General features: G+C 61.8%; 20 protein-coding genes and 2 pseudogenes. 11 read left to right on the top strand and 11 right to left on the bottom strand.

Going from position 1 to position 20,156, the window contains the following annotated elements:
• The first annotated feature begins 13 nt into the window (after positions 1 to 13).
• Genes ctaD through G5575_RS06055 form a run of 3 tightly spaced genes read left to right on the top strand, consistent with a single transcriptional unit; the run spans position 14 to position 2,738 of the window.
• Positions 14 to 1,666: a cytochrome c oxidase subunit I gene (gene ctaD / locus G5575_RS06060; protein WP_328765871.1), complete on the top strand. Its 1,653-nt coding sequence runs from the start codon at positions 14 to 16 to the stop codon at positions 1,664 to 1,666.
• Positions 1,639 to 2,430, top strand: coding sequence for a hypothetical protein (locus G5575_RS21560; RefSeq protein ID WP_328765869.1), 792 nt, complete (start codon positions 1,639 to 1,641; stop codon positions 2,428 to 2,430). Before ctaD ends, G5575_RS21560 begins: the two co-directional genes overlap by 28 nt.
• The gene (locus G5575_RS06055; RefSeq protein WP_164533495.1) at positions 2,427 to 2,738 is read left to right on the top strand and encodes a hypothetical protein; all 312 of its coding nucleotides are present in this window, start codon (positions 2,427 to 2,429) and stop codon (positions 2,736 to 2,738) included. Before G5575_RS21560 ends, G5575_RS06055 begins: the two co-directional genes overlap by 4 nt.
• A 38-nt stretch (positions 2,739 to 2,776) precedes the next feature.
• Here G5575_RS06055 and G5575_RS06050 read toward each other — a convergent pair.
• Positions 2,777 to 3,165, bottom strand: a pseudogene (locus G5575_RS06050) (PRC-barrel domain-containing protein).
• Between the two features lie 151 nt (positions 3,166 to 3,316).
• Between G5575_RS06050 and G5575_RS06045 the strand changes: the two are divergent.
• Positions 3,317 to 3,574, top strand: a complete 258-nt coding sequence (locus G5575_RS06045) for a hypothetical protein (protein ID WP_164533494.1) — start codon at positions 3,317 to 3,319, stop codon at positions 3,572 to 3,574.
• A complete protein-coding gene (locus tag G5575_RS06040) occupies positions 3,574 to 3,912 on the top strand; it encodes a hypothetical protein (RefSeq protein ID WP_164533493.1) in 339 nt (112 codons plus the stop codon). Before G5575_RS06045 ends, G5575_RS06040 begins: the two co-directional genes overlap by 1 nt.
• Before the next feature lie 46 nt (positions 3,913 to 3,958).
• Here the strand turns inward: G5575_RS06040 and G5575_RS06035 are convergent, their stop codons facing one another.
• The 3 genes from G5575_RS06035 to G5575_RS06025 form a co-directional block, all read right to left on the bottom strand.
• A complete protein-coding gene (locus G5575_RS06035) occupies positions 3,959 to 4,624 on the bottom strand; it encodes an OmpA family protein (protein ID WP_164533492.1) in 666 nt (221 codons plus the stop codon).
• A 97-nt stretch (positions 4,625 to 4,721) separates the two neighbouring features.
• The gene (locus tag G5575_RS06030; protein WP_164533491.1) at positions 4,722 to 5,489 is read right to left on the bottom strand and encodes an SDR family NAD(P)-dependent oxidoreductase; all 768 of its coding nucleotides are present in this window, start codon (positions 5,487 to 5,489) and stop codon (positions 4,722 to 4,724) included.
• The gene (locus G5575_RS06025; protein ID WP_164533490.1) at positions 5,490 to 6,815 is read right to left on the bottom strand and encodes a hypothetical protein; all 1,326 of its coding nucleotides are present in this window, start codon (positions 6,813 to 6,815) and stop codon (positions 5,490 to 5,492) included.
• 327 nt (positions 6,816 to 7,142) lie between these two features.
• On the opposite strand from G5575_RS06025, the gene hemA reads away from it, so the two are divergent.
• The 5 genes from hemA (at position 7,143) to G5575_RS06000 (ending at position 13,027) form a co-directional block, all read left to right on the top strand.
• Entirely contained in the window at positions 7,143 to 8,420 is a 1,278-nt protein-coding gene (hemA, locus tag G5575_RS06020) for a 5-aminolevulinate synthase (protein WP_164533489.1), read from the top strand.
• 250 nt (positions 8,421 to 8,670) lie between these two features.
• Positions 8,671 to 9,333, top strand: coding sequence for a PAS domain-containing protein (locus G5575_RS06015; RefSeq protein ID WP_164533488.1), 663 nt, complete (start codon positions 8,671 to 8,673; stop codon positions 9,331 to 9,333).
• Complete coding sequence (locus tag G5575_RS06010) at positions 9,222 to 10,343, top strand: PAS domain-containing protein (protein WP_164533487.1); 1,122 nt, start codon at positions 9,222 to 9,224, stop codon at positions 10,341 to 10,343. The genes G5575_RS06015 and G5575_RS06010 overlap by 112 nt, the downstream gene beginning before the upstream one ends.
• The gene (locus G5575_RS06005) at positions 10,237 to 12,660 is read left to right on the top strand and encodes a PAS domain-containing protein (RefSeq protein WP_164533486.1); all 2,424 of its coding nucleotides are present in this window, start codon (positions 10,237 to 10,239) and stop codon (positions 12,658 to 12,660) included. Before G5575_RS06010 ends, G5575_RS06005 begins: the two co-directional genes overlap by 107 nt.
• Before the next feature lies 1 nt (position 12,661).
• On the top strand, positions 12,662 to 13,027 hold the full coding sequence (locus tag G5575_RS06000) for a response regulator (RefSeq protein ID WP_164533485.1): 366 nt from the start codon (positions 12,662 to 12,664) through the stop codon (positions 13,025 to 13,027).
• Positions 13,028 to 13,089: 62 nt separating this feature from the next.
• Here the strand turns inward: G5575_RS06000 and G5575_RS05995 are convergent, their stop codons facing one another.
• On the bottom strand, positions 13,090 to 13,725 hold the full coding sequence (locus G5575_RS05995; protein WP_164533484.1) for a response regulator transcription factor: 636 nt from the start codon (positions 13,723 to 13,725) through the stop codon (positions 13,090 to 13,092).
• A gap of 241 nt (positions 13,726 to 13,966) precedes the next feature.
• Entirely contained in the window at positions 13,967 to 14,410 is a 444-nt protein-coding gene (gene mscL, locus G5575_RS05990; protein ID WP_164533483.1) for a large conductance mechanosensitive channel protein MscL, read from the bottom strand.
• Between the two features lie 130 nt (positions 14,411 to 14,540).
• Here mscL and G5575_RS05985 point away from each other — a divergent pair, with 130 nt between their 5' ends.
• On the top strand, positions 14,541 to 16,160 hold the full coding sequence (locus tag G5575_RS05985) for an ATP-binding response regulator (RefSeq protein ID WP_164533482.1): 1,620 nt from the start codon (positions 14,541 to 14,543) through the stop codon (positions 16,158 to 16,160).
• On the opposite strand, the pseudogene sthA reads toward G5575_RS05985, so the two are convergent.
• The 5 genes and pseudogenes from sthA to G5575_RS05960 form a co-directional block, all read right to left on the bottom strand.
• A pseudogene (sthA, locus tag G5575_RS05980) lies at positions 16,157 to 17,627 on the bottom strand (Si-specific NAD(P)(+) transhydrogenase). The gene G5575_RS05985 and the pseudogene sthA overlap by 4 nt on opposite strands.
• A gap of 80 nt (positions 17,628 to 17,707) precedes the next feature.
• The gene (locus tag G5575_RS05975) at positions 17,708 to 18,547 is read right to left on the bottom strand and encodes an LOG family protein (protein ID WP_328765911.1); all 840 of its coding nucleotides are present in this window, start codon (positions 18,545 to 18,547) and stop codon (positions 17,708 to 17,710) included.
• A gap of 192 nt (positions 18,548 to 18,739) precedes the next feature.
• Complete coding sequence (locus G5575_RS05970) at positions 18,740 to 19,315, bottom strand: hypothetical protein (protein ID WP_235935615.1); 576 nt, start codon at positions 19,313 to 19,315, stop codon at positions 18,740 to 18,742.
• Between the two features lie 70 nt (positions 19,316 to 19,385).
• Positions 19,386 to 19,727 (bottom strand): phosphatase PAP2 family protein, encoded by a 342-nt coding sequence (locus G5575_RS05965; RefSeq protein WP_164533481.1) that lies wholly within the window; start codon positions 19,725 to 19,727, stop codon positions 19,386 to 19,388.
• Positions 19,724 to 20,116 (bottom strand): hypothetical protein, encoded by a 393-nt coding sequence (locus tag G5575_RS05960; RefSeq protein WP_164533480.1) that lies wholly within the window; start codon positions 20,114 to 20,116, stop codon positions 19,724 to 19,726. Before G5575_RS05960 ends, G5575_RS05965 begins: the two co-directional genes overlap by 4 nt.
• Between the last annotated feature and the right edge of the window lie 40 nt (positions 20,117 to 20,156).

Raw genomic sequence — 20,156 nt, 5'->3', positions numbered from 1 at the left:
GGGCTGGGGGCGGTTGTCGAGCGTCAACCACACCGTGCTGGGCAAGCGCTTCATGGTCGTGGCGCTGACCTTCTTTGCGATCGGCGGCTTTCTTTCCATGTTGATCCGGGCGCAGCTGGCGACGCCCAACAGCGCCTTTATCGGGCCGGAAATCTACAACCAGATTTTCACCATGCATGGCACGGTGATGATGTTCCTTTTTGCCATCCCGATGTTCGAAGGCTTCGTCATCTACATGCTGCCCAAGATGCTGGGGGCTCGGGACATGGCGTTTCCACGGCTCACGGCCTACGGGTTCTGGTGCTATCTCTTCGGCGGGTCGATCCTGATCATCGCGCTTCTGGTGGGCGCGGCGCCCGATAGCGGCTGGTTTATGTATACGCCGCTCTCCTCGCGGCCCTATACGCCGGGGATCAATGCCGATGTGTGGCTCCTAGGGCTGACCTTCGTCGAGATTTCGGCGGTCACGGCAGCGATCGAGATCTTCATCTCGATCCTCAAGATGCGGGCGCCGGGCATGTCGCTGGCGCGGATGCCACTGATCGGCTGGTATATGCTGGTGACCTCGGGAATGATGATCGTTGGCTTTCCGCCGCTGATCCTGGGAGCAATCCTGCTCGAACTCGAGCGCGCCTTCGACCTGCCCTTCTTCGATCCGACACGCGGCGGCGATCCCCTGCTTTGGCAGCACCTCTTCTGGCTGTTCGGGCATCCCGAGGTCTACATCATCTTCCTGCCTGCGGCGGGCGCGCTGTCGACGATCATCCCCGTCTTCGCGCAGCGAACGATCCTGGGCTATCGCTCGATCATCGCGGCGATCGTTGCCATGGGCTTTCTGAGCTTCGGGCTTTGGGTGCACCACATGTTCACGGTGGGCATTCCCCATCTGGCGCTAGCCTTTTTCTCGGCGGCCAGCGCGCTGGTGGCGGTGCCGACGGCGATCCAGATCTTTGCCTGGATCGGCACGCTGGCGTCGGGACGACCGCGCTGGGATATCCCGATGCTTTATGTGGCGGGGTTTTTCTGCGTCTTCGTCATCGGCGGGCTGACCGGCGTCATGCTCGCCATGGTGCCGTTCAACACGCAGGCGCATGACAGCTACTTCGTCGTGGCGCATCTTCACTACGTGCTGGTCGGCGGCTTCGTCTTTCCGATGCTGGCCGGCATCTACCACTGGATGCCGCATATTTCGGGTCGACAGAGCCTTTACCGGCTGTCGGTGCCAGCCTTCTGGCTGATCTTCATCGGCTTCAACCTCACCTTTTTCCTGATGCACCTGACGGGCCTCATGGGCATGCCGCGGCGAATTTCGACCTATCCGTCGAACTGGGGCTGGGACTGGCTCAATCTGCTGAGCTCGATCGGCGGCTTCATCCTCACCATGGGTTTTTGCCTCGTCCTGGCCGATCTCGTGCTGCAATGGCGCTTCGGGCGCCGATATCGCCGCGATCCGTGGAAGGCACAAACGCTGGAATGGGCAACGGCAACGCCACCGGCGCCCTATAACTTTGCAGCGCTGCCCCGTGTCGACAGGCGTGCCGACATGCTCGAGCCGGCGAAGATCGGGCCGGTGCTGGCGGGGGCACGGGCTATCTCGGCTTCGTGCGCGATGGCGAGCAGGAAACGTTGGGCGTCGACATGTTCACCGGCGAGCCGGAGCACGTGATCGTCCTGCCGCGACGCACTTTCCTGCCGCTCTGGACCGCGCTTGCGACGGCAAGCGTCTTTCTGGCGCTGCTGTTCCGGCAATATTGGCTGGTGCCACCATTCGGCGCGCTGCTGACGCTGGGGATGTTCCTCCAATGGCCGCGCACGCTGGGGCGAAAAGAGGATACCGGACCGGTCGATATCGGCATGGGCGAGCAAGTGCCCTTTGACGTCGAGAGCAAAAGCAATGCCAGCGTCCTGGCCAATCTTGCCGCGCTGATCATGAATGGGACGCTGTTTACGTCGCTCCTGTTCGGGGCGCTGTTCCTTCTGGTGATCGCTCCGAACTGGGTTGGCGTGGCGCCCATGTCGCTGCCGCTTTGGGCAGGTATTATCGCCATCGTCCTGGCGATATCAGGTGCCGCGTTGGCGTGGCTGGCGCGCGGGCGCAATGCTGCGGGTGGAGAGGCGTTGCCGTGGCTAATCGGGTCCGCGGTGGCGATGGGTGCGGCAACGGTTCTGCTCGTCTTGCTGATGACGCTCGTCCCTGACCCCACGGGCCATGCCCGGAATGCCGTGGTGTTTACGCTCCTCGGCTATGGCGCGCTCCATACGGGGCTGGGCGCCTTGATGTCGGCGCATGGTGGCTGGCGGATCATGCAGGGCTATGTTTCGGCGCGACGGAGCACGGAGATGACCTTGGCTTGGCTCTGGTGCGGTTATGCGGCGGTGGCGAGCCTTCTGGTCGTCGCCATGGCAACTCTCTTGAGTGCCGCCACATGAGTGGGGCCAATCAAAGAGCGCTGGTCCTGCTGGTGGCAGGCTTTACCATCTGGTCGGTCGGGTTCGTCGCGCTCTATGCGCTGCAGGCACTCGGCTGCGCCTTTGGCTGGCCGCAGCATCGCGCCATCCTGATCGGCGCCTATGTGGTTTCGCTGCTGCCGCTGATCTGGCTGGCGATGATGAAAACGGTGCGGGAGGGTGAGCCGGCGACAAGCTTGTCGGTGGCGGCGCTTTGGGCCAATCGGGCGGCGCTGGCGTCCGGGGTACTGGTCTTCCTGCCCGTCACCTTTGTCAGCGCCTGCATTTAGAAAAACGGCGCCCGGTGAGCGGGACGCCTTGGGTTTGGCTAGATCCAGTATGGCGTCACGCCATAATAGTCGTAGATGCGGCGACCGTTTTCCTCGCCCCAAAAATTGTCGCCTTCGGTTTCGTAGCGGGGTGCGCCTTCGATCTGCTCCTTGCTGATGTCGACGCGATAGCCCCCAGCTGCTGATCGTAGTTCAGCTTGCCCCAGGGCAGCGGATAATGCTCGTCGCCGATGCCCAGAAAGCCGCCGAAGCTCAGGACGGCATAGGAGACCTTGCCGCTGCGCTTTTCGATCAGGATGCGCTCGATCGCGCCGATATGCTCGCCCGAAAGATCGTAGACCTTGGTGCCCTCGACCTTGTCGGAGGCGATCAGATCGTGAGTTTCCTTGAGATCGGCCGATGTCCGGTTGACGTCATCATAAGCCATTCGAGTACTCCTTTTTCGATGGATGTGAGGGGTAAACGCATCGCGGGAGTGCGGGTTCATTCGCAGGACCGGGCGATGGCGGAACCGCGGTCAAGTCCGGCGCATTCATCTTCCAAGCGGCCTTGTGCCGATAGGACAGAGGAGAAAGACCATGGTCTTCGACACTCTTAAGGATCGGATCGGTGGCCGCGACCACCTGACGCCGATGGAAATTGCGAACCAGACATCATTTACGGCACGCGAGAAAATCGAACTGCTCAACGAGCTCAAGGCCGAAGCAACCGGTGCGCGGACGGAAGGCGACCCGGTGGCCTTCGAGCCGGAAGAAATCGACGAAGCCCTGGCGCATGTGCATGAAGGCGTCGCCAACGGCGTCGGATCGGAAACGGTTTTAAGGGGAGACTACTGATGGCTGAGCCGCGCAATGTGAATTCGCCGCAGGTGGCAAATGTCGACTATCTGGTCGACGAGAATGGATCGCGCATCGACGTGCCTGATGGTTCGGGCATCAAGGTGGCCGGCGAGCACGAGCCTTCGGTCGGTGCAACCGGGCCAACCAATTGGTGGCTTTATGGCCTCGTGGCCCTCGCCATAATCATCGCGCTGCTGTTCGTGATGCAGATTTTCTCGGGCGCACCGAGCACTGACATGCAGCCTGGCTCGCCGACATCGGCACCGGTGGTCGAGACCCCGGCCTCGGCGGTCGACCCGGCCGTGGATGCACAGGCAACCACGACGGCACAATAAAAACGCGGCCCTGAGAGCCGCGTTTGCGTTTTTGATGCAGTGATGCTTAGCCGCGGATGGGCGAAAGCTGGATCTCGACGCGGCGGTTCTGCGCACGACCGCTTTCGTTGGCGTTGGAAGCGATCGGGCTCGAGGAGCCCTTGCCTTCGATGTAGAAGCGGCGCTGGTCGATGCCCTGGCTCGACAAGACAGTCGCAACCGAAACGGCGCGGCGCTGGCTAAGCGACAGATTGTGCTCGGCCGAGCCGGTGGAGTCGGTGTGTCCGTAAACGTCGACGATTGTCTTGTCGAACTTCTTGAGCACAAGACCGACCGAGACCAGGGTCTGGTTGAATTGCGGTTGAACCGTCGACTGATCGGTTGCGAAGGTGATGTTGGACGGCATGTTGAGGATGATCTGGTCGCCGACGCGGGTGACGGAAACGCCGGTGCCCTGCAGCTGGGCACGCAGTTCGGCTTCCTGCTGATCCATGTAGCTGCCGATAGCCGCGCCGGTGAGGCCGCCAACGCCTGCGCCGATCAGCGCGCCGACGCGCGGATCACCGCCAACGGCGGCGCCAACGATGGCCCCCGCAATGGCGCCGCCGCCGGCACCCAGGAGGCCGCCGCCAGCCGTATTGGAGAGCTGGGTCTGGCCCGTATAGGGATTGGTGGTGGTGCAGGCGCTCAGCGCCAAGGTCGCGGCAAGCGCCACGAGAACTTTCGATTTCATGGATCCCCCTAAGGATTCGCGGAAAAGTGGCCCTGTCTTGCCCTTGAATGCGGCGAGAGAGTGATAAAACAAAGATGCTGAACAGGCGGTGAATGCCTTAGGTGTTGGCCCAGCCACCATCGACAAGGAAGTGTTGCCCGGACACCATACGGCTGTCGTCGGCGGCAAGGAAAAGCGCGAGGCTGGCGCAATCTTGCGGCAGGAGCTGGCCGGGCAAGGCCTGCTGGGCGGCAATATCGGCCAGCGAGTCCGGCGTCAGCCAGAGATCGAGCTGGCGCTGGGTGATGACGGCGCCGGGCACCAGCGAATTGACGCGGATGTTGGACTGTCCCAGTTCGCGCGCCATGGAACGGGTGAGGCCGTGGACGGCGGCCTTGGCGGTTTCATAGAGCGGCAGCGACGGAGTCATCACCATCCAGCTGATCGAGCCGAAATTGATGATCGAGCCGCTGCCGGCGCGGATCATGCCGGGCGCGACGGCCTGGGCGGCAAAGAAGAAGTGTTTCAGGTTCACCGCCATGGCCTTGTCCCAATAATCGGGCGTGACCTCGGCCCAATCGTGGCGCTGGTCGTGGGCGGCGTTGTTGACGAGGACGGTGGCGTCGCCATGGGCCATGGCGAAAGTGCCGATGGCGTCCTGGTAGGCGGCAATATCGGTGACGTCGCAGGCGATGAAGCGTGCGGTTAGACCCGAGGCGGTGAGTTCGGCGGCAAGCGCTTCGCCGGCGTCGCGCGCGATGTCGACAAAGCCGACGCGTGCACCCTGCCCGGCAAAGCTGCGGACGAGGGCCTCGCCAATGCCGGAGGCGCCGCCGGAGATCACCACGGCACGATCGGCGAGGCTTGGATAGCTCGCGAGGACCACTTAGCGGAGCCGCTCGACCGAGGGCGTCATGGTGTGCGGACCGACATCGCGGGCCTCCACTTCGTCAAGCAGGGCGACGATCTTGTCGACATTGACCAGGTGCCGCTGCGCCATCGAGAAGTTGAGGGTCACATATTCGCGGCCGGGGCAGAAGGTGCAGATATTGGCGGCCGAATGCCAGGCGCCGCAGTAGATCGGCTCGATCATGCCATGGGTCATCGGCCCATAGGTGCGATGCGGGGGCACGAGGGTCAGAACGATGTGGGTGCCGCCGTTGAAGCGCCAAAAGCGCTTGCCGGGAAGGAAGGGCGCGATGCGGTTGAGCTTGCGCAGCGATGTGAACATCGAGTTGATCATCATCTGGAAGGAGGTGATGTCCTTCTGCTCGATGCCGGCCACCGTGTCGTCGACCATGCGCACATAGTCGACGAAATCGTCCATTACCGCGAATTTGGCAGCGAGGGCGCGGACGCGGAAGAAGTCGTCGTCGGAGCTGTTCCGCTTGGTGTCGAGCATGGTGTAGGCGGCGCCGATCACCGTCTTGCTCATCAGCTTTTCCTCGCCCTTGCCGTTGAGGGCGTGGGTGACGAGCGCGAACATCAGCGAGCGCTGGCGGACGCCAAGCTTGTTGGCGAGCTGGCGCAGGCGGTGGCGCTCAAGGGCGAGGGTCTTGAAGCCCCAGGGCTGTTCCTTGGGCGCAAGGATGGTGCCGAAGAGGATCGACATGAAGGCAAAGCTATAGCCGCGGAGGGCGCCCTTGAGGCGGTCGCCGAGGGGCAGGCGGTTCTTCTTGTCGGACTGGACGCCGTGGCCGGCGGCTGCGGAGCGGGTGAGGAGAGCGGAATCGGAGCCTTCGAGAAGCGCGTGGCTCGAGCGCACCTGGATCACCGAGGCGCGGCCTTGGTCATCCGGCCCGCCACGGCGGACGGCGGCCATGACGCGAAACAGGGGCAGGTCCTTGCGCTCGAAAATGTCCGCGGACTTGCTCAGCCACTTGTCGGGATAGCCATCGAGATCGTCGACCAGCTCGACCGAGGTAATGGCGTCGAGGAGGTGCTTGGGGAAAGGCTGGCCGGGCTGGGCGCCGACGAAACCATGGGTCAGTTGCGGGGCCAGCGCCACCATTTCGGCGACCATGTTGCCCAAGCCTTCCTTGTCATACTGGTTTGTCGAAAAAGCAGTAAAGAAGACGGTGTCCCGGCCTTCATACAAAAACCACTGGAAGTCGGTGAAGAGCGCCTGCGGGTTGCGCGCCACCGCGGCACGGGCGAGAACCAGGGCCTCGCTATGCTCGCCGGCGAAACTGGACGACGAAAAACTTTTCAATTCAGCATTCCCCCAAATGCATGGGCCGCAGCCTGATCTTGGCCCAGACAGAAGCGGCTATCAACACAATGTCGCCACGCAGGTTAACCCTCGTTTGGGTGGGGACGTGAAAAGCCAGCCACTGTGTTTGGCGCGACACGGTTTGCAGATCGCGGCAAATTCTTTAGAATGGCTCTCAACTTCGCTGGCCGAGTCCAGGCTTGACAAGGCGTTAGCGGGATCAGCGCGTCGAATTGACCTATGTCAATGACGGCGCGCGGCTATTAGTTGAGGAATACGTTGCCGGTCGGCGTCTGCCGCACCGCGCGGACGAAAAGGAACGGCCCCATGGATTATCGCGGTATTTTCGAGGATGCAGTGGACACGCTGCGGGCTGAGAAGCGCTATCGCGTTTTCGCCGATCTCGAACGTATTGCCGGGCGCTTCCCCAAAGCCGTTTATCGCGACGCCGACAATGCGCGCGAGATCACCATCTGGTGCTCCAACGACTATCTGGGCATGGGGCAGCACGAAAAGGTCGTCGCCGCTATGCAGGAAACCGCGGGCGCGATGGGCGTCGGCGCCGGCGGCACGCGCAATATTTCGGGGACCAACCGGCCGCTGGTCGAGCTCGAGCGGTCGCTCGCCGACCTTCACCGCAAGGAAGCGGCGCTGGTCTTTACTTCGGGCTTTGTTTCCAACGAAGCCGGCATCTCGACCATTGCGCGACTGATGCCCGATTGCGTGATCTTTTCCGACCAGCTCAACCATGCCTCGATGATCCAGGGCGTGCGCCAGTCGGGCATGGAAAAGAAGATTTTCCGGCACAATGACGTGGCGCACCTGCGCGAACTCCTGAGCCAGGTCGATCGGAAGCGGCCAAAGCTCATCGCCTTCGAGTCGGTCTATTCGATGGATGGCGATATCGCGCCGATCAAGGAAATCTGCGACCTGGCCGAAGAGTTCGGGGCGCTGACCTATATCGACGAAGTCCATGCCGTGGGCATGTATGGCCCGCGCGGCGGCGGCATTGCCGAACGCGATGGCCTGATGGAGCGCATCGACATTATCGAGGGCACGCTGGCCAAGGGTTTTGGCGTGATGGGCGGCTATATTGCGGCCAACCGCTCGATCGTCGACGCCGTGCGCTCCTACGCACCGGAATTCATCTTTACCACCGCCCTGCCCCCGGCGCTGTGCGCGGCGGCCCGCGCTTCGATCGAGCATCTCAAGGGCAATGGCCAGGAGCGGTTGATGCACCAGCGCCAGGCGCGGCTGACCAAGGCAATCCTCGCCGATGCCGGCCTGCCGGTGATGGAAACCGAAACCCATATCGTGCCGCTGATCGTGGGAGACGCCCGCGCTGTGAAGGCTGCGAGCGACATGCTGCTCGACAAGCACAATATCTATATCCAGCCGATCAACTACCCCACCGTGCCCAAGGGCACCGAACGGTTGCGCATCACGCCAACGCCCCTCCACACCGACGAAATGGTGTTCGAGCTGCGTCATGCTCTGGTGAGCGTCTGGACCGCGCTGGAACTGCCGCGCGAAAAGGCTGATGCCGCGATCACGGCCAGCAAGCTGACGAGCGGTGACCTGACCCTGCCGAGCCTCGGCGGCTAGGCCGGCGTAAGAGGATCGCTGTTTAAGTAACCCCTTATAAGGGAACTTGGGGCACCCCCTCCACCATGCGTTGCATGGTACCCCTCCCCGCTTGCGGGGGAGGAAATATGGGTCTTTGGCCCATCATAGCGCTGTGTGCGTTGAGGCTATCCCATGTTAGCCTGGATGCTCTCGACCTCGGATAGCGCGTTATCTTGCTATGACACGCAGCATATCGGCAGGACACTGGCTTCCGCCAAATGCGGGGACAATGGGCGATCGCATCCGCTCGATGGATTGGAGCGCGACTCCGCTCGGCGACCCGGACGCCTGGCCCATTGTCCTCAAGACCATCTTCAGTGTCGTCCTGGAGACGCAGTCGATCATGAGTCTGGTCTGGGGACCGGACGCAAGGCTCCTCTACAATCAGGCTTTTGCTACAAGCCTGTTGCCGCCGCAGTGGCAGTCGGCGGCACTCGGACAATCAGCGTTCGAGCTGTTCGCTCAACATCAGCACCGTTTTGCCGCCGATCTGGCCGCCGGCATGTCGGGCGTATCGCGGCAGACGCATGGCATGCGCTACCCCGTCGTGCGCGATGGGAAGGTGGAAGATGCCTGGTTCGACGTCACGTTCGCGCCCGTTCGAACGGAAAGTGGCGAGGTGGGCGGTGTCCTTTGGACACTGATCGACATTACCGCAGAAAAGATCGCGCAGGACGCCTTGCGGGAAAGCGAGGTCAGAGGCCGAAACCTTATCGGCAGCTGGGCGCAGGCTGTTTGGGAAACCGATGCAGAAGGCGTGGTGGTCGCCGACAGCCCCAGTTGGCGCGCCTATACCGGGCAGAGTTCCGACGAATTGCTGGGTATGGCTGGCTCGATGCGATCCACCCAGACGATCGCGGCTATGCAGAATGGCAATGGCATGATGCTGTGACAGCACAACGGGTGGTAGACGCCGAGTTTCGGCTGCGTGCGCCCGATGGTGGATGGCGCTGGACCAATGTCCGTGCGGTGCCAGTTTTGGACGCCCAAAAGCAAATAGAAAAATGGGTGGGGATGAACATCGATATTGACGAGCGAAACACTGCCGAAGCAGCGCTCGTTGAAAGCGAAAAGCGCTATCGCGCACTTTTTGAGTCGATGGACGATGCCTTTGCCATCGTTGAAGTGCTCAAAGACGCGGAGGGAAACTGGAGTGACTTTCGCTTCATCGAAGTCAATCCGGCCTTTACCAAGCATACCAACATGCCTTGGCCGGTTGGAAAGACGGCAACGGAATTGTTGGGCACGCCGAACCCGCGCTGGACCGAACTTTATGGCCAAGCCCTGGAAACCGGGACACCCATCAGAGTGGAGGAGCCTGAGGCAAGGCTCGGCGTTATCTTCGATCTCTACATCTTCTCGCTGGACCGGGATCGAAATCGCGTAGCCGTTCTTTTCACCAATATTACCGAACGCAAGAAGGCCGAGACTGCCTTAAAGGAAAAAGAGGCACGCCAGGCATTCCTGCTTGAGCTTAGCGATGCCCTTCGACCGCTCGATGACCCAGCCGACATCCAGCTCGCCGCGGCGACAGCTTTGGGAAAACGGGTCGGCGCAAACCGTGTCGCCTATGGCGAAGACACGGGAGATGGCGAGACTTACATCGTTTCGCCCAACTACGTCGATGGCGCACCCGATATGTCCGGCATCTTCCGATACGCCGACTATGGCTCCGACATTCTCGCCGATCTGCGAGCAGGACATATTCGCAACCAGCCTGACCTCGCCAATGATGCGCGGTTGAGCGAAGCGGAGCGGCAGGCTTTCGCGGTGGCAGGAATAGGCGCCTCGCTCAATGTGCCATTGGTCAAAGGGGTATCTGGTCGGTTGGCTCGGAATAAATTTCGAGACGCCGCATGTCTTTTCGCCTGCCGAGATCGAGCTTGCACAAGAGGTTGGTGAACGGACCTGGGCAGCGCTGGAACGCGCGCGTGCCGAGCAGGCTCTGCGCGAGAGCGAAGAGAAATATCGCTCCTTGTTCGACGCCATGGTCGAGGGGTTCAGCGTGGTTGAGATCGTGCGTGACGATGCCGGTCGTGCCGTGGACATCAAATATATCGAACTCAATCCCGCATTTGAGCAGCAAACCGGCCTGCTTCGCGAAGAGGTCGTCGGGCGAACACTGTCCGAGATTTACACCAGTGGTGACGTTGGGCGGTGGCTAAATCCGATTGCCGCCGTCGCCGACACGGGAAGACCCATTGTTCTCGAGGAGTATTCGGAGCGGGTGCATCGCTGGTTCGAGAGCAGCATGTATGATCGCGGTGGGGACCGGGTCGCGGTTTTTTACCACGATGTAACCGCCCGCAAGCAGGTTGAGCAAAAAGAGCACGAAACCAAGAAGAACCAAGATTTTCTCTTGCGGCTCAGCGATGCCTTGCGCGCCGAGACGGCGGCAGACGCGGTGGCGCAACGCGCTATCGATCTGCTTTTAGAGCATCTGCGGGTCGACCGATGCTTTATCGCCTACTATCGGCTCGAGGAAGACGAATTGGACTTTCGGTACCAGACCGGCCGAAAGGGTGTCCTGCTCTTGCCCGAAACTGTTCGCCTTTCCGACTTTCCGGACGCCTTCGAGACGGTGCGTGAGAGCACCATTGTCATCAATGATGATTTGGAAAGAGAAGGCGTCTCAAGCGCCGAACGAGATAATACCATGGCGCTGGGCATGCGGGCCCGGTTGGGATCCACTGTGCGGCTTGGACCGAAAAGGCCGGTCGCATCGCTGGTCGCCGAATGTGCCGAGCCACGATACTGGACCGATGCCGAGATTGCCTTGGTCGAGGACGCTGCAGAGCGGATTTGGGCAGCTATCGAGCAGGCACGAGCGCAAGAAGCACTTTTTGCGAGCGAGGAGCGGCTTCGTCAGTTCGGCGAAGCATCACAAGACGTCTTGTGGATCCGCGATTGCGAGCACCTGCAGTGGCAATATCTGACCCCAGCTTTCGAGACCATATACGGCCTGAAACGAGAGGAAGCGCTTTCGGGCAACAATTATCGCAGCTGGATCGAACTGATCCATCCGGAAGATCGCACCCTTGCCTCTGAAAACATTCGTCGGGTGCGGAACGGCGAACATGTGACTTTCGAATATCGCGTCAAGCGACCCAGAGACGGCGCCATCCGCTGGCTGCGCAATACCGATTTTCCGATCACCAATGCTGGCGGCGAAGTCATCCTGATCGGCGGCATCGGGGAGGATATTACCGCCGAAAAGCTGGTGCAGGAGGAACTCAAGGCCAGCGAGGAGCGGCTGCGCAACGCGACAGAGGTTGGCAAGCTCGGGCTTTGGGACTGGGACATGCGGTCCAATACCGTGCATTGGTCGGACCAACATTTTCGCCTCGAGGGCTATGAGGTGGGCGAAGTTGTGCCAAGCTACGAGACCTGGATCGCAAGGGTGCACCCGGACGACCGGGAGGGTGCCGAGGCCGCACTCTCACGGGCGCGCGACGCGCATGAGGAATTCAACCACGAGTTCCGCACAGTGCATCCCGATCGCAGTGTTCACTGGCTGCTTGGACGGGGGCAGTTTTTCTATGATGAGACCGGGGCACCCATTCGTATGGTGGGCGCGATGCTTGACGTGACTTTACAGCGCAACTGGCAGGAACGGCAGAACATCTTGGTCGCCGAACTGCAGCACCGAACGCGCAATCTCATTACCGTCGTGCGCAGCATCGCCAACGAAACGCTATCCACGAGTTCATCGCTAGAGGATTTTAAGCATGCTTTCGGCGACCGGATGGGCCGTCTTTCTGCGGTGCAAGGGCTGCTGTCGCGATCGGAGAGTGAGCCGATCACGATCGGAAAGCTGGTGGAGCTTGAGCTCGACGCTCTGGGAGCCCAGAGCGGTGAGCGGGTGGTGGTCTCCGGACCACCCATCGTCTTGCGCAACTCCACTGTGCAGACCATTGCGTTAGCGCTGCATGAACTGGCGACCAATGCGCTCAAATATGGAGCGCTGTCGATCGAGGGCGGTAGGCTCAGCGTCACCTGGCGTGAACTGCAAAAAGACGGCGCACGTTGGCTCGACTTCCTTTGGGAGGAGTATGGGATTTCGCCCGAGCCGCGTGCCCTCAGCGCGACGCCGAACGGGGGATATGGACGGCGGCTGATCGAGCATGCCCTGCCCTATAGCCTTGCTGCAGACGTAGAATACGAACTCGGCAGCGATGCTCTGCGTTGCGCGGTGAAGATGCCGCTGGACCAAGACTAAGATGACCAAGCCCAATATTTTCGAAGGCCGCAGGATCCTCGTTATCGAAGACGATTATTGGATCATGATGGACATGATCAACGAGCTGCAGGAACGGGGCGCCGAAATCGTGGGGCCGTTCCCGACCGTGCAAAAGGCGGTCGAGATGCTCGAGGAAGGGCCGGACCCGGATGGCGCCATTCTCGACATCAATGTGCAAGGACTGCGGTCCTATGCCGTGGCCGATGTGCTGAAGGAAAAGAAGATCCCGTTTCTGTTTGCCACCGGCTACGACAAGAGCGAGGTGCCGGCCGCCTATGAGGACGTGCCGGTGTTTCAGAAGCCGGTGACGGCGACGCAGATTGCTTCGGTGCTGATCGGCGGCTGAGGCCCGGGACTCGGAAAGATACAGCGGGGGCGACCCCGCTGAATTGTTCGCGCATCGATGCGTCAGCTGGTCAGGACGATGCGCATAAGGTCCGCGGTGTTCTTGGCGCCAAGTTTTTCCATGACGCGGGCGCGGTGGACTTCAATGGTACGCGGGGAAATGCCCAGTTCCCGGCCGGCTTCCTTGTTGGATTGTCCATTGGTGATGAGCTGCAGCACTTCGCGTTCGCGCGGGGTGAGCTGGCCGAAGCCGCGCACTTCCACGGGCCGGCGGCCGGCCTGCATGGCACCCAAGTGCACGTCCCTGCGCAGGGCGTCGCGGATCACGGTCAGCAGGTGTTCGCTGTCAATGGGCTTGCTCAGCACATCGGTGGCGCCCAGTTTCATGGCGGTGACGGCAGCCTCGAGTTGGGGATTGTTGGAGAGCATGACCACGATGGCGCCGGTGCGCATGGCCTTGACCCGGCGCAGGAGGCTGAGACCGCTTTCCTCGCCGACGGCGAGATTGATGACCGCCACGTCAGGCTGGCGCCGTTCGAGGGCGGAGAGGAAGTGGCTGGTGTCGAGGGAGAATACGGTCTGAAATCCTTCGAGCCGAAATAATACGCTCAGGGACTCGCAGATATGCGGATCGGGATCGACGATATGAACCAGGCGATCACGATTTAAAAATGCATGGTAGTAATTGTTTGTAGTCATGCCTTAGGCCCTTCAGCAAGTACTGTTGAGGCCCCGGGCGTAATCCTGACGATTGTTTGTCGACCGCCAGGATTGACCGCTACACCCGAGCCCATAACTGTACTTTGCTCTAGGTGAAGACGCCCTCCGATAGGGACTCTCCGTAATGAGAACTACTTATAGGATAGGACTAGTAGCTCTCTGTCCCGCCGTCAATGACATTATTCCTATTTCTAGGAATAATGTGCTAGGCATGACATCGTCAGATGCGCGGTGCGCCGCGGAGAGCGTCGCGGATTTCGGTGAGCAGGACCTCTTCGCGACTGGGGGCCGGCGTGGTTTGCACCGGCTCCTTGGCGGCTTCGCGTTTGAGGGAGTTGATGCCCTTGACCACCATGAAGAGCACGAAGGCGATGATGGTGAACTTCACCACCGCGTTGATAAAGAGACCGATATTGAGCGTCGCGACGCCGGCAGCCTTGGCGGCGGCGACGGAGGGCACCGGCACGTTGCTGGGATTGGAGAGGACAACGAAGAGGTTGGAAAAATCGATGCCGCCGATGATGAGGCCGATCAGGGGCATGAAGATGTCGTCGACGATGGACGAGACGATGGCTCCGAAGGCCGCGCCGATGATGACGCCGATGGCCAGATCGATCATGTTGCCTTTGACGGCGAAGTCCCGAAATTCCTTGAACACGCTCATGATGTTGTCCCCGCTGGATTAACCCAAGGCAGGTTTGCCAGAGTTTTGCGCAAAAGCAATGACCTTTTGGTCGGCTTGCATGGGGGCGGACGGGGGCGGATAAAGCAGGGGAACAGTTCGGTTGGAGCCGATGGTTTTTACCCAGAGCGATGCCACGGCAAGCCTTTTGGCGGCGATGGATTTTATCCCGCAAGGGCTTGCGATCTTTGATGCGGGCCTGCGCCTCTCCGTGTCCAACCGGCGCTACAATGAGCTCCTGTCGCTGCCGACGGACCTGACGCGATCAGGATCGGCGCTGTTCGACATTGCGCTCTATCTGGCCGAGCGCGGCGATTTCGGTGAAGGCGATGCGGCGCGGCTTGCGATCGAGCGGATCAATACGCTGACGGCCTCCCCCACCACGGTGACGCTGCGCATGACCAGCGCCGGGCAGACGCTGGAGTTTCATTCGAGCCGGCTGCCGGATGGTGGGCTGGTCATCAGTTTTTCCGACGTCACGGCGCGGGTGCGCGCGGAACAGCAGCTCGAGCAGGGTAATCAGTCACTGGAGCGGCGCGTGGGCGAGCGCACGGCGCTCTTGACCCAGGTCAACCGCGAGCTCGAGATCGCGCGGGCCAAGGCCGATGCGGCCAACCACGACAAGACGCGGTTTCTGGCCGCGGCGAGCCATGACCTCTTGCAGCCGCTCAACGCCGCGCGGCTTTATACCTCGACGCTGATCGAGCGCGCCAAATCGACAGGCTTTGCCGAACTTGCCAATTCCATCGAGGCGTCGCTGACGGCGGTCGAGGACATCATGTCGGCGCTGCTCGACATTTCGCGGATCGATTCCGGGGCGCTAAAACCCCAACCGGCGGCGATGCAGGCGCAGGATTTGTTGAAAAAGACCGAGGTCGAGTTTGCGCCCTTGGCGCGAGAGCGTTCCATTTCGCTGCGGATCGTGCCGACGCTGGCCAATGTTCTGGCCGACCGCTCGCTGGTCGGACGCATCGTGCAGAACCTTGTGTCCAACGCCATCAAATATACGCCGGTTGGCGGCAAGGTGCTGGTCGGATTGCGGCGGCGGGGGAACCGCTGGCGGCTCGATGTGATCGATACCGGGATCGGGTTTAATAAGGACCAGCAGAGGCTGGTCTTTGCCGAGTTTTCGCGGCTCGAGCGCGGTGCGCGCATGGCGCAGGGACTGGGCCTTGGCCTCTCGATCGTGCAGCGTCTGGTGACGGCGCTGCAGCTGACGCTGGAAGTGGACAGCGTCGAGGGTCGCGGCTCAAGGTTTTCGCTCTATCTGCCGGCGCTGCGCAATGTCCGGGTTGCAGGCGAGCGCGAACTGCCGGTGGCCGAGGTGGAGTTCGGGACGCTCAACCTCAAGGTGCTTTGCGTCGACAACGAGATCGCAATCCTCGAGGCCATGGAGGGCCTGCTCACCCATTGGGGCTGCGACGTGCGGACGGCGCTGTCGCTCAAGCAGATCGATCGCGAGCGGCTGCTGGAGGGCTGGTATCCGGACCTGGTGCTTATGGACTATCACCTCGACCAAACCTCGGGGCTTGATGCAATCGAGTGGCTCCGGCACAATGTCGGCGGGCACCTGCCGGCAGCGCTGGTGACGGCGGATCGAAGCGCCGCGGTACGGAGCCTCGCGGAGGATCGCGGCATTGCCGTGGTGACCAAGCCGGTCAAGCCCGCGGCGTTGCGGGCCACGATCAGCGGGCTGGCCAATCAGAGTGGCCGATCTGTGCGCGCCGGCTAGGTCGTGGGTGGCGGCGTTTCCGGGCTCATGTCGGGCGTGGGCGTAGCTTTGTCCATGACCGGAGCGACGGGCGTTACGCGCGGCATGCGGTTCCAGGCGTCGAGAGCGGCGATCTTGTAGGCCTCGGCAAGCGTTGGATAGTTGAAGGTGTTTTCGACGAAATAGTCGAGCGTGGCGCCAAGGTTCAGCACGGCCTGGCCGATATGGATCAGCTCGGTCGCCCCCTCGCCCACGATGTGGACGCCGAGAAGCTTTCGCGTTTCCAGCGAGACGATCATCTTCATCATGCCGGACTGGAGGCCCATGATGTGGCCGCGCGAGGTTTCGCGGAAGCGGGCGACGCCGCATTCATAGGGGATCTTCTGCTCGCGCACCTGTGCCTCGGTGAGGCCGATGGTCGAAATTTCCGGCACGGCATAAATGCCGTAGGGAAAGAAATCGGGAGCCGGTGGCATCTTGGCTTCGAACGCGTGGAGGGCAGCAATGCGGCCCTGCTCCATCGAGGTCGAGGCAAGCGCGGGAAAGCCGATCACGTCACCGGCGGCATAGATGTGCGGGATCTGGGTCTGGAAGGTTGCAGGGTCCACCTTAAGGCGGCCCCGCTCGTCGGGCACGACGCCGCAGCTTTCAAGGCCGAGACCTGCCGTGGCGCCGACGCGGCCGGCGGCATAGAGCAGCATGTCGGAGCGCACCTGGCGGCCATCGCTGAGATAGGCGACGGCCCAGCCTTGCGCGTCCTTTTCGACGCGATCGACCTTGCCGCCGAGCCGCATGGTGACGCCGCGCTGGCGCAGGTCGTGGGTAAATTCCTCGATGATTTCGCGATCGATGAAATCGAGGAAATTGTCGCGCGGCTCGATGATGGTGACCGGCACGTCGAGCGCGGAAAAGATGGTGGCGTATTCGATGCCGATGACGCCGGCCCCGACCACAGTGAGGCTGCGCGGCACACGCAATTCGGAGACCAGCGTGTCGCTGTCGAGCACGGTATGGTTGTCGAAGGCGATGGTGGGCGGCCGGTAGGGGCTGGTGCCGACGGCGATCACCGCGAAGTCGAAGGCGAAGACATGCGGCTCGCCATCGTGCCCGGTGACGGTGACGTGGTGCTCGTCCTTAAAGCGGGCGAGGCCACCAAAGGTGCGGACGCCGTTGCGTGCGAACTGGTGTTCGAGGACCTCGATCTCGTAATCGAGCGTCTTGCGCAGGCGAGCGCCGAGATCTTTGCCCTCGATCTCTTTTTTTTACGCGATAGGCCATGCCGTAGAAGCCGCGTTCGCGCCAACCGGACAGGTTGAGCACGGTTTCGCGCAAGGTCTTGGAGGGAATGGTGCCGGTATGGACCGACACGCCGCCGAGGCGGAGGCGGTTTTCGACAACAAGCACCGACTTGCCCAGCTTTGCCGCCTGGATGGCAGCGCGGCGGCCGGCGGGGCCGGAACCGATGACGACGAGATCGAAGCGTTCCACGAGCTATCCCCCAGATGCGGCGAAGCTAAGCGGGCAGTGTGACATTGCCGTTAAGTTTTGCCCAAGACCACCGATGCAGGTCAGGCCTGCACCATGGGCTCACCAAGGTCGGGCAGGCCATAAAAGTCGCGCACAATGGCCCAACCTTCCTCGGCCGTATCGACCACGGTGAAAAGATCGGGATCGGTCGGAGCTATGGTGCCCGCTTCGGCCAGGGCTTCGAGGTTGATGACCTTGGTCCAGAAGTCGCGCCCAAAGAGCAGGAGCGGCACCTTGTCCATGCGGCCGGTCTGGATCAGCGTCAGCGTTTCGAAGAACTCGTCGAGCGTGCCGAAGCCACCAGGGAAGACAGCAACGACCTTGGCGCGCAGCAGGAAGTGAATCTTGCGGGTGGCGAAATAGTGGAAGTTGAAGGACAGGTCGGGCGTCACGAAAAGGTTGGGCGCCTGCTCGTGCGGCAGAACGATGTTGAGGCCGATGGAGGGCGCGCCCATGTCGGTGGCGCCGCGATTGCCGGCCTCCATGACGCCGGGGCCGCCGCCGGTGACGACGACGAAGTCCTTGGACTGAAGGCTGAGCGAAGTCTGCGACGCCAGCTGGGCGAAACGGCGGGCCTCGTCATAGTAGCGGGAAGCCGCTTCAAGATTTTGCTTCTGCGTCTCGTTCTTGGCGGCCCAGGCCGGCTTGCCGGGCTCGGGGATACGCGCGCCGCCGAAGAGGACGACGGTGGAAATAATGCCGCGCTCGCGCAAGCGGATTTCGGTCTTGAGATATTCGAGCTGGAAGCGAACGCCGCGCGTGTCTTCGGAGGTGAGGAATTCGTCGTCGGCAAAAGCCAGCCGATAGGTCGGGCTGCGGGTCTGGGGGTGTCGGGGACCTTGTTGGCGGCCGCGACGTCCTCGCTCGACGTGCGCAATGATGTGGGATGGCGACGCTTGGCCAAGGCTTGCTCCTTGCTCGATGCCGCAAATCGCAGCCGGATTGGTTCTTAAGGGCTTAACCAGCGCTTGCGGATCGGGCAAGGCGCTGACGTGGTTTTCAGATCGGCGAAGGTCTAGCGAAGGAGGCCTTCGCGCTCGAAATCGTCCCAGCCGCGCAGTTTGACCCCGGTCTCATCGCGGCCGGCATCGGGAAAGCGGCGTCTTGACCATGCGCGCTTCTTCGCGCCGGATCCGGGCCTTGAGCACGGCGAGACGCCGGTTTTCGGCGGCGGTGAGGACGTCGTCTTCTCGCCAGACGTCGACGAGGTCGCGATCCAGAATGTCCTCGACATGGCGCGGATCAAAGACATGGAAGGTGATTTGCCTTGCCCGGCCGCGCAGCTTCACCGTCCGCGTACCGGCGCTGACCAGACGGCCGTCCTTAAGCCAGCGATGGCGTTCGGAGGTCTTGATGGCGAGGATGTCCTCGATCTCGCGCGGAATGATGGGCAAGTTCTCGATGCCATCGAGCGTCTGCTCGACGATGCGAATGGTGGCGTCAAACGGTCCCTGCGCGTCTTCGGCCATGCGCAAGGCGAGAACCGCGCCCTTGATGTCGAGGGAGCGGCGGACCGTGACCGGCAGTTTGGCGCGGATTTCAAGCAGGATGCCCTTGGCGCGCACCGAGGAGCCGAGGGTTGCCGCCGGCGTCAGGGTCCATTCGCGCATAAGGAGCAGGTCGACAACGATTTTGGGAGCGCGCGGCATGGCTGTCACATAGGCGAAGGCCCGCTTGGGTCAAGCCGCGATCGAGAGGTTGACGAAAACGTTTGCCCGATCAGGTTGTTTCGGGCGTCGAAATGACCTTGCCGCGACGCTGCAACACCGTGGCGATGGCGCTGCAAAGCAGGGCCCAGGCCGCGCCGAGGCACCAGCCGGCCAGGACGTCGGTCGGGTAATGGACGCCCATATAGATGCGGCTGATGCCCACGATCAGCGTCAGGAAAATCGCTGCGGAGAAAGCATAGATGCGCAGGGGACGATTTGGCGCCAGTCTTGCCAGCAACACGCCGATGGTGAGGAAGGTCACTGCCGAGAGCATGGAGTGGCCGCTGGGGAAGCTGGCGGTGAACTGATGCGACATGTTCACGAGGTCCGGGCGGGGACGGTTATAGGTCATCTTGAGCACGGTGCTGAGCAGCGTGCCGCGAGAACCGAGACGAGGACCAGCATGGCTTCGGTGCGGAGGCGCTGCATGACGAGGTAGATGCAGACCCCGGCAACGACCAGCCCCAGGATCACAAAACTGCCGAGCGAGGTTAGGTCGCGCACCATTTCGTGGACCCAGACGGGACCGATGACCTGATCGATATTGGTGGGATCGCGAAACCACATGAGGATGGTCTGGTCGAAGTGTTCGAGTTCGTCGTCTTCGACCCAATCGGCGATCTGGAGGAAAAACAGGATCAGGCCGCTGACGATCGCGATCGAGGCGAGAAGGCTTGCTTCGGCAGTGACGAACTTCTGCAGGCGGCGAACGTGGCTGTGCTGGACCAGTCTGTTGAGCATCGCGTTTTTCCGTTGATCGGCTACGCAACGCGGAGAGCGG

Source organism: Devosia aurantiaca (genome assembly GCF_011058215.1).
Lineage (GTDB): Bacteria > Pseudomonadota > Alphaproteobacteria > Rhizobiales > Devosiaceae > Devosia > Devosia aurantiaca.
Note: the sequence above shows the minus strand (reverse complement) of the source record. Positions and strands in the feature narration are given on the sequence as shown.